Genomic DNA, 11,313 nt, shown 5'->3' on the forward strand with positions numbered 1-11,313 from the left:
GCGTCCGCGCCCGGCGTTACGCTTCGTCAACGGCGGTGTGCCCGCACCGCCCGTTCCGTTCGCTCTCGAGGAGGTGCGCGATGCTTCTGACTTCCGGTCAGCTCGCCGACCTCCGTCAGCGCACGCGCCAGTCCGCCTGGAACAAGGGGCGCGTCGCACACGGCTGGCCAACGCGTCCCTGAGCGGTCTCCCCCGCTCGGTACGCGCTCGCGCACGGGCAAGAGTCCCGTCGCCGCGAACTCCCCACGGTCCCCCTGACCTGCGCCGGCACGGTGCGTCGGCGGCCGTGGCCCCAGCCGAGAACAGACGAGAGGAACTCCGATGGTCGACCCCGAGGTGACCGTCAACGGGAAACGCACCGCGATCGGCGACGTTCCCGTGCACACCACAGCACTGGACTGGCTCCGCGGACAGGGCCTGACCAGCTGCAAGGAAGGCTGCGCCGAAGGCGAATGCGGTGCGTGCGCGATCCTCGTCGCGCGGCCCGGCGTCGAATCCCCGACGGACCTGGTCGCGATCAACGCGTGCCTCGCCCCGGTCGGTTCGCTGGACGGGCAGGAGGTGTGGACGGCCGAGGGTCTCGGGTCCACTGAGGACTTGCACCCGGTGCAGCACGAAATGGCCGTGCGCGGCGGATCCCAGTGCGGGTACTGCACTCCCGGCTTCGTCTGCAGCATGGCCGCCGAGTACTACCGCAGCGACCGCGACGCGACCGGCGACGACCACGCGCCGAACGGCTTCGACATCCACGCGCTGAGCGGGAACCTCTGCCGCTGCACCGGATACCGCCCGATCCGCGACGCCGCGCACGCGCTCGGCGCTCCCCCGGCCGCAGATCCGCTGGCACGGCGGCGAAGCTGCAGTGCACCGGAACCCGTTGCGACGCAACTGCATGACGAAGGACGGGACTACCTCCGACCGGCCACCTGGACCGAAGCGCTGCAACTGCGCCGCGACCGTCCTAACGCGACTTTCGTGGCCGGGTCGACGGACTGGGGCGTCGAGGTGAACATCCGCGGCGTCCGCGCGGACTGCGTCGTCGCCATCGATCGCGTGCCTGAGCTGCAAACGCTGGACCTCGGCGCGGAGACGATCGAAATCGGGGCCGGGCTGAGCCTCACCGAAATGGACCGCCGCCTCGACGGCCGGGTGCCGCTGCTGAGCCAGCTGATCCCGCAGTTCGCGTCCCGGCTGATCCGGAATGCCGCGACCCTCGGCGGAAACCTCGGCACCGGTTCGCCGATCGGCGACTCCGCACCGGTGCTGCTGGCCCTCGGCGCGAGTGTTGTCTTGTCCTCTGTGGACGGAGACCGCGAAGTGCCGCTCGACCAGTACTTCACCGGCTATCGGCAGAGTGTCCGGCGTGAGGACGAACTGATCCGCTCGGTGCGGATTCCCTTGCCGCTGGCCGGAACCACCGCGTTCCACAAGGTCGCCAAGCGGCGGTTCGACGACATTTCCAGCGTCGCCGTCGCGTTCGCGCTCGACATCGAAGACGGTCTCGTGCGCACCGCGCGGATCGGGCTCGGCGGGGTCGCCGCGACGCCGATCCGTGCCAAAGACACCGAAGCAGCGCTCGTCGGACAGTCCTGGAACGACGAAACCGTCCGCGCCGCAGCGGAAATCCTGCGCGGCGAGGGCACGCCGATGGACGACCACCGCGCGAGCGCCGCCTACCGCGCCGCGACTTTGGGGCGCAGCCTGCTGAAACTGCACGCCGACTCTCTTGAGGGGGCACGAGCATGAGTGCACTGTCCGAACGCCCGGAAAGCCCGTCCATCGGGATCGCCCGGCCGCACGAAGCCGCCGCGGCGCACGTCCGGGGCACCGCGCTGTACACCGACGACCTCGTCGCCCGCACCAAAGACGTTCTGCACGCATACCCCGTCCAGGTAAACGAGGCGCACGCGAAGGTGCTGGCGATCCGCACCGAAGCGGCGGAAGCCGTACCGGGCGTGGTCCGCGTCCTCACTGCGGCGGACGTCCCCGGGGTCAACGATTCCGGTGTGCACCACGACGAACCGCTGTTCCCGTCCGAGGTCATGTTCTTCGGCCATGCGGTGGCCTGGGTGCTCGGCGAAACACTGGAAGCGGCACGGCTGGGCGCGGCAGCCGTCGAGGTGGACACCGAAGCGCTGCCGTCGCTCGTGACAGTCGGCGAGGCGATCGCCGCGGGCAGCTTCCAGGGCGAGCCGCGAGTCGTGGCGCGCGGGGACGTCGACCCGGCGATGGCCGGTTCGGCACACGTCTTCCGCGGCGAGTTCGACTTCGCCGGCCAGGAGCACTTCTACCTCGAAACCCAGTGCGCGCTGGCGCACGTGGACGAGTCCGACCAGATCTTCGTGCAGAGCAGCACGCAGCACCCGTCGGAAACGCAGGACATCGTGGCGCACGTGCTGGGCAAGCACAGCCACGAGGTCACGGTGCAGAGCCTGCGGATGGGCGGCGGATTCGGCGGGAAGGAATGGCAGCCGCACGGATACGCCGCGGTCGCCGCGCTCGGCGCGACGCTCACCGGACGTCCGGTGCGGCTGCGGCTGACCCGCACCCAGGACATGACGATGACCGGCAAACGGCACGGTTTCCACGCCGAATGGAGCGTCGGATTCGACACCGACGGGAAACTGCAGGCGCTGGACGTCGTGCTGACCGCGGACGGCGGCTGGAGCCTCGACCTGTCCGAGCCGGTGCTCGCCCGCGCGCTGTGCCACGTCGACAACGCGTACTGGATCCCGCACGTCCGCGCGATGGGACGGATCGCGAAGACGAACAAGACTTCGCAGACCGCGTTCCGCGGCTTCGGCGGACCGCAGGGCATGCTGGTGATCGAGGACATCCTCGGCCGCTGCGCGCCGCTTCTCGGCATCGACCCGACCGAACTGCGGCGGCGCAACTTCTACTCCGAAGGCCAGGACACGCCGTACGGGATGCCGGTGCGGCACCCGGAACGCATCCACCGGATCTGGCAGCAACTGCTGGACTCGGGGGACGCCGAAAAGCGGCAGGCCGAGATCGCGGCGTACAACGCGAAGCACGCGCATTCCAAGCGCGGCCTCGCGATCACGCCGGTGAAGTTCGGGATTTCGTTCAACCTCACCGCGTTCAACCAGGCCGGCGCGCTGGTGCACGTGTACAAGGACGGCTCGGTCCTGATCAACCACGGCGGCACCGAAATGGGCCAGGGCCTGCACACGAAGATGCTGCAGGTGGCCGCGACCGCGCTGGGCGTGCCGCCGGAGAAGGTGCGGCTCGCCCCGACCCGGACGGACAAGGTGCCGAACACCTCGGCCACCGCGGCGAGTTCGGGCGCGGACCTCAACGGCGGCGCGGTCAAGAACGCCTGCGAACAGATCCGCGACCGGCTTCTCACCGTCGCGGCGGGCAAGCTCGGCGTGCCCGAGAGCGACGTCCGGATCGTCCGCGGAGCCGCGCGCACCCCGTCCGGGGAGGAAATCGGCTGGGACGAACTCGTGCACGCGGCCTACTTCGACCGGGTGCATCTTTCGGCGGCCGGGTACTACCGGACCGAGGGCCTGAGCTGGGATTCCGCGACGATGAGCGGGACGCCGTTCAAGTATTTCGCCTACGGCGCGGCGCTGGCCGAGGTCGAGGCGGACGACTTCACCGGCGCGTACCGGACGCGGCGGGTCGACATCGTGCACGACGTCGGCGACAGCCTGTCCCCGCTGATCGACATCGGCCAGATCGAGGGCGGGTTCGTGCAGGGCATGGGCTGGCTGACGCTGGAAGACCTGCGCTGGGACGAGTCCGACCGGCCGTCTCGCGGACGGCTCGCGACCCAGGCGGCGAGCACGTACAAGCTGCCGAGCTTTTCGGAGATGCCCGAGGTCTTCAACGTCACGCTGTTGACCGATGCCGTGGAAGAAGGCGCGGTCTACGGGTCCAAGGCCGTCGGCGAGCCGCCGTTGATGCTGGCTTTCGCGGTGCGGGAAGCGTTGCGGCAAGCGGTCGCCGCGTTCGGCGAACCCGGACACAGCGTCGATCTGGCTTCCCCGGCGACTCCGGAGGCCGTGTTCTGGGCGATCGAACGCGCCGTCACCGCCGCTCCGGCGGTCGAGGCGCAGGTACCGGATCTGGTGGGCCAGCCGTGAACTGGATCAGCGCGGTGCAGCACCTCCGGGACGCGGGGCTGCCAGGCGTGCTCGTCACGGTGACGTCCTCGCGCGGGCACACCCCGCGCGAGGGCGGCGCGAAAATGGTGGTCGGTTCTTCGGAAACCCACGGCACGATCGGCGGCGGCAACGCCGAGGCCGTCGCGATCGAGCGGGCCCGGGAGCTGTTGCGGGACAACGCGACCGCGCCCGAGCTGCAGACGCTTTCGTTGTCCGACAAGGCTCCTTACCAGCACGGCGTGCAATGCTGCGGAGGGACGATGACGCTGTTGTTCGAGCCGCTGCCGGTGCGTCCGGCGGTGGCGGTCTTCGGGGTCGGCCACGTCGGCCTGGAGCTGGCGCGGGTGCTCGCCCGGCACGAGGTTTCGCTGCACCTGATCGACAGCCGTCCCGGACAGCTGACCCCAGCACGACTCGCGGTGCTCGACGACGCCGTGGCCAGCGTGCACGTCCACCAGGTCCCGCTGCTGCCGGAAACGGTGCTGTCGGAGCTGCCCGCGGGCACGCACGTGCTGATCATGACGCACGACCACGCCGAGGACATCGCGCTGTGCGACGCGGCTTTGCGCAGCGGCACGTGCGGGTCGATCGGGCTGATCGGGTCCGCCGGGAAGTGGTCGCGGTTCCGGAAGCGCCTCACCGGCCTCGGCCACGACGAGGCGGCGCTGTCCCGGATCACCACGCCGATCGGGCTCCCGGACCTGACCGGCAAGGAACCGGCGGTGATCGCGGTGAGCGTCGCCGCGGCGCTGCTGCAGAAGTTCCAGGTGCGCGCCCGGCCGGGGGCGCTTCAGGCGTAATTCGCTTGCCTGCCCCCGGGAGTGCGGCTGGGATACGGGGAGACACCGTCAGCTCCTGGGGGCCTCCTGCAATGGAAATCCGGCACAACAACGACTACGACCTCTACTTCAGCACCGTCCAAGCCGCCTTCGGCCGGTATTGGCCGGACATGGCGGGCAGCGGCGTGCTGGGCGCTTTCGAGAGCGAACGAAGCCTGGTCGCCTTCGCACCGGACGGGAAGCCGGTCGGCACCGCCGGCTCGTACTCCTTCGACCTCACGCTGCCGGGCGACGTCCTCGTCCCCGTCGCCGGCGTGACCGCCGTCGGCGTGCTGCCGACGCACCGGAGGCAAGGCGTGCTCCGCGCGATGATGCAGGAACAGCTCGCCGACGTCCGCGCCCGCGGAGAGTTTCTGGCCGTCTTGCTCTGCAGCGAAGCGGTGATCTACCGGCGGTTCGGCTACGGACCGGCGACACACACCGAGCTGATGACCGTCGAACGACACCGCGCCGATTTCGCCGCACCGCGCGGACCTGGCGTCGAGACCGGCTCACTCGAGCTGCTGCGGCGCGCCGACTGCGGGGAGCTTCTGGAGGAGATCTACGACCGGTACCGCCGCACGCAGCCTGGTGCGCTCTCCCGGCCGCATCGCTGGTGGGAGCTGGGAGCGGGACACCCGCCGACCGGCCCGGAGCCGCGGTACCTGGTCGTGCACCGGGACGCGGACGGCGTCGCGAACGGGTACGCGAGCTACCTGGTCGACGGTGAAGTGCTGACGGTCGACGAGGTCATCGCGGTCGACGACGCGGCCTTCACCGCGCTCACGCGGTACCTGCTCGGGCACGACCTGGTCAAGGAAATCAAGTTCAAGCATCTCCCGCCGGGGAACCCGCTGCGCTGGCAGCTGACGGACATGCGCGCGGCCGAGCCGGTCGGCGACGACTGGCTCTGGGTGCGGATCCTGGACGTCCCGCGCGCGCTGACCGCGCGCGGCTGGTTCACCGACGGTTCGCTGGTCCTCGACGTGACCGACCCGTTCCTCGAAGAGCACGACCGGTACCAGCTGACGGTGCGGGACGGGAAGGCCGAGTGCGTGCGGACGGATCTCGCGCCCGACCTGTCGCTGGACGTGAGCGATCTGGGGTCGATCTACCTCGGCGGGACGTTGCCGAGCGTGCTGGTCCGGGCCGGGCATGTCCGGGCGCATCACGCGGAGGCGGCGGGGAAGGCGGATCTGCTGTTCCGGTCGGATCGTGCGCCGCATTGCGTGCACTGGTTCTGAGCCGCTGGTCGTGGCGGCGGGTCGGCCGGGTTAAGCCAGCACCTCGGCCGCCAACCGGCGGGCGTACGCGGCGTCGAGACCCTCCGGCCGGAACAGGATCCGGTACATGATCGGAGCCACCACCCGATCCATCACCGCTTCCGCCGCCGGCGCGGTCTCGCCTCGGGCAACCGCCCGGGCCAGGACCACTTCCACCTGGTCAGCGGCGTACGCCGAGCACTGTCCGGCGTTGGTCCCGTCCGGATCGCCGAGCAGCGCGTCGCGGATGTAGGCGCGGCCGGCGGGCGAGGACATCTCGTCCAGGAACAGTTCGGTCCACGCCGCCAAGTCCTCCGCCAGCGAACCGTGGTCCTCCGGCGGTGCTTCCGGGCGCAGCCGCTCGACCGCGACGTCCGACAGGAGTTCCTGCAGGTCGCCCCACCGCCGGTAGACCGTCGACGGCGTGACGCCCGCGCGCGCCGCGACCTGGGGCACGGTCAGCGCGTCCCGGCCCGCTTCGGCGATCAGGTCGCGGACGGCGGCGTGCACCGATTCCTGGACTCGCGCACTGCGCCCGCCCGGACGCACCATCCGCTTCTGGCTCACCGTGCCACTTTAAGCCGCGTCCGTTCCAGGGCGTGGCCGGTCCGCAGCAGCACCGGCTCGCCGTGCGGCCGGGCGAGCAACTGCAGGCCGATCGGCATCCCGTCGAGGTCGTCGCCTATCGGCAGGGTCAGGGCTGGCGCGCCGGTGATGTTCGCGGGGGCCGACAGCCGTACATACGCATCCGAGACCGCTTCGACGGTGCCGTCGGGCCAGGTGACCGTCTCTTGTCCGGCCGGGACTGCGGTCATCGGGACAGTCGGCGCGGCGAGGACGTCGATCTTTTCGAACAGTCGCGTCCATTCCTCGCGCATGAGGGTGCGGGCGCGTTGGGCGCGCAGGTAGTCCCCCGCGCTCATCAGCTCGCCGGCTTCGAGCAGGACGCGGACGTCGGCGGCGTACTGGTCGGGCACGGTGCGCAGGCTTCGTTCGTGGTACGCCGTGGCCTCGGGGACCATCAAGCCCCAGTGCGTTGCCTGGAGGTAGCGGGTCATCGGGATTTCGACGTCGACCAGCTCGGCGCCGAGTTCGGCGAGGCGGTCGACGGCTTCGCGGACTGCGGCTTCCACCACCGCGTCGACGTGGTCGAAGTAGTAGTTGCCGGGGATTCCGACGCGTAGCCCGGTCAGGCTTGGAAGCATGGCCGGGAATGATTGTCCAATGAGGACGGACAGCACGAGCGCGGCGTCCTCGACGGTGCGGGTGATCGGGCCGACGTGGTCCAGCGACCAGGACAGCGACGTCACGCCGTCCCTGGGGACGAGGCCGTAAGTCGGCTTGAGGCCGACGACTCCGTTCAGCGCGGCGGGGACCCGGATCGAGCCGCCGGTGTCGGTGCCGAGGGCGAACGTCGCGGCACCGGCGGCGACGGCTACCGCTGAACCGCCGCTGGATCCCCCGGCTACGCGGGACGGGTCGCGGGCGTTGTGCGTCTGAGGAGTCGTGAGGCCGTAAGCGAATTCGTGCGTGTGGGTTTTGCCGAGGAGGACCGCTCCGGCCGCCTTGAGCTGGGCGGCGACGGTGCTGTCTTTCTCCGCGCGATGTCCGGCGCGGACCCGGGAGCTGGCGGTGGTCGCGGTTCCGGCTACGTCGATCAGGTCCTTGAGGCCCATCGGGATGCCGTGCAGCGGGCCGCGGATCCGCCCGAGTTCCGCGGCTTCGGCGCGGGCCCGCTCCGCGTCCACCGCGACGTACGCGTGCAGCCGGGGTTCTACCACGTCGATGCGGGTCAGGACGTCCTCGACCAGCTCGACCGGCGACACGCGCCGGTCCCGGATCGCGGCGGAGGCTTCAGCGAGGGTGAGGTCAGCGAGCGACATGACCCTCCTCCGCGCGGTAGGTGGAAGCCGGGGCGGTGTCGCCGAAATCCAGGTCGCGCAGGACGGTCACCACGGAATGGATGTGGTGGGCGACGGCGGCCACGCTGGCGTGCCGGTCGGCAGCCAGCGGCAGTCCGGCCCGGGCGGCCAGGCGTGCTGCCTCGTCGGGGGCGAGTTCGGACACGAGTCCTCCTAAAAGCTAAGTGTTTGCGTTAAGCGACGGTAGCCGGTAGCGTCGCTTAACGCAAACATGTTGCGTTAAGGAGAACTCATGACCTGGACCATCGGCGATCTCACCGTCCGCCGCATCGACGAGATCGAATTCCCTGCCGCGACCGGGCCGTGGCTGCTTCCCGGCGCGACGGCCGAGGTCGTCTCGGGCGAGGACTGGCTGCATCCGGATTTCGCCGACGGCGGCGCGATTCGCTTGCACAGCCACAGTTTCGCGTTCGAGAAGGACGGAATGAAGATCCTCGTGGACACCGGCGTCGGCAACGGCAAAACCCGCGCCAACCCGGCGTGGCACGACCTCGACACCGGGTACCTGGACGCGCTGACCGCCGCCGGGTTCGCGCCGGACGAGGTCGATCTGGTGCTGCTCACCCACCTGCACACCGACCACGTCGGCTGGAACACCCGCGAGCAGGACGGGGAGTGGGTGCCGACGTTCGCCTCCGCCCGGCACGTCACCGCCCGCGCCGAACGGGAGTTCTGGGCGGGCTACTCCATGGACGGACCGCGGCGGCAGATGTTCGAGGATTCCGTGCTGCCGGTGGAGCGCGCGGGACTGCTGGACCTGGTCGACGTCCCCGCCGAGGGCGTCGAAATCGTGTCCGGCGTGCGGTTGCTCCCGACGCCCGGCCACACCCCCGGGCACGTCTCGGTCGAATTGACCAGCTCCGGGGAGACCGCGCTGATCACCGGGGACGCGGTGCACCATCCGGTGCAGTTCGCGCACCCGGAGATCGGTGCGTCGGTGGACATCGACCCGGCGGAATCCGAGAAGACCCGCCGCCGCCTGCTGGCCGGGCTGGCGGATTCGGGAACTCTCGTGCTGGGCACGCATTTCGCCCCGCCCACCGGCGGCCGCCTGGTCTCCCGCGGCTCCGGCTACCGGATGGAAAGGCTGTGAAGGGAACCCTGAGGGAATCAGATTCCCTCAGGGTTCCCCTCACAGACCTCAGCAGAGGTGGGGCTGAGCAGCGTTCAGGTACTCAGTCAACGGGTGCGCGAACTTCCTCCTCCGCTTTCCCTTCCACCGCACCAAGATCCACCGACTTCGTTTCCTTCGCGATCAGAGAAGCCACGAGAGAAATCAACCCCATCACCGCCAGATACACGCCGATCGCATACCCGGTGCCGAACTTCGCGTACAACCCGATCGCGATGATCGGCGCGAGCGAGCCCGCCAGCACCGACGCCAGGTTGTAAGCCAGCGAAACCCCGGAATACCGCACCTCAGTCGGGAACAACTCCGCGAAGAACGCCCCGATCACCGAGCTGTACGCGGCGAAGATCAGCAACCCGCCGGCCACCGCGACCGTGATCAGCCCAGGATTCCGGGTATCCACCAACGCGAAGAACACGAACGCCCACACGATCGTCGCCACCGAAGCCACGACGTAGATCGGCCGCCGTCCGATCCGGTCGGCCAGCAAGGCGAACAACGGGATCGTCACCACCGCGCACGCCTGCCCGACCAGCACCGCTGCCAGACCGACCGTACTGTCCATTTTGAGCACAGTCGTGACGTAAGTGATGACAAACAACGAGAACAGATAGAACCCGGCGTTCTCCCCGAAACGGGTAGCCGCCGCGAGAAGCACACTGCGCCAATGCTTGCGAACCACCACCCCAGCAGGCAGCCCCTTGGGCTTCGGAGCGTCCTTGAACAACGGCGTCTCCGCGACGTAAAGCCGCAGCCACAACCCGATCAGAACCAGCACCGCCGACAACCCGAACGCGATCCGCCAGCCCCACGACAGGAACTGCGCCGGCGGCATCACCCCGCCGAGCACCGCCAGCACCCCGGCAGCGAGCAGATTGCCCAGCGGCGGCCCGACATTCGGCCACGAAGACCAGAACGCCCGGCGCGCGCTGCCGCCATGCTCGGACACCAGCAGCACCGCTCCGCCCCACTCGCCGCCGAGCGCGAACCCTTGCACCAGACGGCAAACGACAAGCAGCAGCGGCGCAAGCACGCCGACCGCCTCGTACGTGGGCAGCAGAGCGATCAAGAAAGTCGACGCACCCATCAGCAGCAGGCTGGCGATGAGCGTCGACCGTCGTCCCTTGCGATCGCCGAGATGGCCGAGCACCACCGCGCCCAGCGGCCGGGCGAGAAAGCCGACCGCATAAGTGGCGAAGGCCAGAACCGTGCCGACCAACGGGTCGTGCGAAGGGAAATACAGTTTGTTGAAGACCAAAGTGGACGCGGTGCCGTACAGAAAGAAGTCGTACCATTCGACGGCGGTGCCGGCGAGACTCGACGCCGCCACCACCCCCAGCCGCGTGTGCGGGCGTTTTCTGTTACGTTCGCGAGAGGTATCGGCCATTTCGGCTCCTGTGGTCGGAGGGTCCGTGACGCGGATGAAGTGCTGGTACCGGAAGCCTCGGTGGCTGTTGGCGCAGCCACCGAGGCGTGTTCCCCCCTGGGAACTGCCTCAGAAGAACCAGTGCACGGGCTCGTTGGCCCGGTCGGTGAGGTCGGCGAACCGTCCCCCGTGGAAAGCCAGCGGTTCGCCGTCGCGCTCGCACACGCTGCGCACGTGCCCGAACACGACCACGTGGTCGCCGGCGACCAGATGGCGCTTGACGTCGCATTCGAGGTGCGCGAAGGCGTCCGGGATCACCGGCACGCGGTGCCTGCCCTCGGTCACCTCCAGCCCGGCGAAGTGGTCCTCGCCGCGGCGGGCGAAGCGGAGCGCGAGCTGTTCCTGGCGCGCGGACAGGATGTTGACCGCGAACCGGCCCGCCTCGACGACCGCTTCAGTGCTGCGCGCGCCGGTCGTCAGGCACACCAGCAGCAGCGGCGGGTCGAGCGAAACCGACGTCAGCGAGTTGACGGTCATCCCGTGCGGCACCCCCGCCGCCCGGGTGGTGACCACCGCGACGCCGGTGGCGAAACGCCCCATCGTGCGGCGCATCGTCATCGGGTCGACCTCGGCCGAGGAAGTCGACGAAGTGGTGAGCATGGGGGTTCTCCTTGCGCAGGGTC

At 69.6% G+C, this 11,313-nt stretch carries 10 protein-coding genes; 5 read left to right on the forward strand and 5 right to left on the reverse strand.

Annotated features, from left to right (window positions below):
* Window positions 1–321 precede the first annotated feature (321 nt).
* The 4 genes from ACZ7OI_RS33795 (at window position 322) to ACZ7OI_RS33810 (ending at window position 6,195) form a co-directional block, all read left to right on the forward strand.
* Entirely contained in the window at window positions 322–1,746 is a 1,425-nt protein-coding gene (locus tag ACZ7OI_RS33795) for a xanthine dehydrogenase small subunit (protein ID WP_470268149.1), read from the forward strand.
* Window positions 1,743–4,112, forward strand: a complete 2,370-nt coding sequence (gene xdhB, locus ACZ7OI_RS33800) for a xanthine dehydrogenase molybdopterin binding subunit (RefSeq protein WP_470268150.1) — start codon at window positions 1,743–1,745, stop codon at window positions 4,110–4,112. Before ACZ7OI_RS33795 ends, xdhB begins: the two co-directional genes overlap by 4 nt.
* Window positions 4,109–4,933 carry a xanthine dehydrogenase accessory protein XdhC gene (xdhC, locus tag ACZ7OI_RS33805; RefSeq protein ID WP_470268151.1) on the forward strand — a complete coding sequence of 275 codons (825 nt, stop codon included), beginning with the start codon at window positions 4,109–4,111 and terminating at the stop codon, window positions 4,931–4,933. Before xdhB ends, xdhC begins: the two co-directional genes overlap by 4 nt.
* A gap of 71 nt (window positions 4,934–5,004) precedes the next feature.
* Window positions 5,005–6,195, forward strand: coding sequence for a GNAT family N-acetyltransferase (locus ACZ7OI_RS33810; protein WP_470268152.1), 1,191 nt, complete (start codon window positions 5,005–5,007; stop codon window positions 6,193–6,195).
* A 30-nt stretch (window positions 6,196–6,225) separates the two neighbouring features.
* Here the strand turns inward: ACZ7OI_RS33810 and ACZ7OI_RS33815 are convergent, their stop codons facing one another.
* The 3 genes from ACZ7OI_RS33815 to ACZ7OI_RS33825 are packed head-to-tail and all read right to left on the reverse strand — an operon-like array spanning window position 6,226 to window position 8,280.
* Complete coding sequence (locus ACZ7OI_RS33815; RefSeq protein ID WP_470268153.1) at window positions 6,226–6,780, reverse strand: TetR/AcrR family transcriptional regulator; 555 nt, start codon at window positions 6,778–6,780, stop codon at window positions 6,226–6,228.
* Window positions 6,777–8,096 carry an amidase gene (locus tag ACZ7OI_RS33820; protein ID WP_470268154.1) on the reverse strand — a complete coding sequence of 440 codons (1,320 nt, stop codon included), beginning with the start codon at window positions 8,094–8,096 and terminating at the stop codon, window positions 6,777–6,779. The genes ACZ7OI_RS33815 and ACZ7OI_RS33820 overlap by 4 nt, the downstream gene beginning before the upstream one ends.
* On the reverse strand, window positions 8,083–8,280 hold the full coding sequence (locus tag ACZ7OI_RS33825; protein WP_470268155.1) for a hypothetical protein: 198 nt from the start codon (window positions 8,278–8,280) through the stop codon (window positions 8,083–8,085). Before ACZ7OI_RS33825 ends, ACZ7OI_RS33820 begins: the two co-directional genes overlap by 14 nt.
* An 87-nt stretch (window positions 8,281–8,367) precedes the next feature.
* Between ACZ7OI_RS33825 and ACZ7OI_RS33830 the strand changes: the two genes are divergently transcribed.
* Window positions 8,368–9,228, forward strand: coding sequence for an MBL fold metallo-hydrolase (locus ACZ7OI_RS33830; RefSeq protein WP_470268156.1), 861 nt, complete (start codon window positions 8,368–8,370; stop codon window positions 9,226–9,228).
* 82 nt (window positions 9,229–9,310) lie between these two features.
* Here the strand turns inward: ACZ7OI_RS33830 and ACZ7OI_RS33835 are convergent, their stop codons facing one another.
* Both ACZ7OI_RS33835 and ACZ7OI_RS33840 read right to left on the reverse strand, forming a co-directional pair.
* Window positions 9,311–10,651 (reverse strand): MFS transporter, encoded by a 1,341-nt coding sequence (locus tag ACZ7OI_RS33835; protein ID WP_470268157.1) that lies wholly within the window; start codon window positions 10,649–10,651, stop codon window positions 9,311–9,313.
* Window positions 10,652–10,759: 108 nt separating this feature from the next.
* A complete protein-coding gene (locus ACZ7OI_RS33840; RefSeq protein ID WP_470268158.1) occupies window positions 10,760–11,290 on the reverse strand; it encodes a flavin reductase family protein in 531 nt (176 codons plus the stop codon).
* Window positions 11,291–11,313 lie beyond the last annotated feature (23 nt).

The organism is Amycolatopsis sp. NPDC114503 (assembly GCF_055633655.1).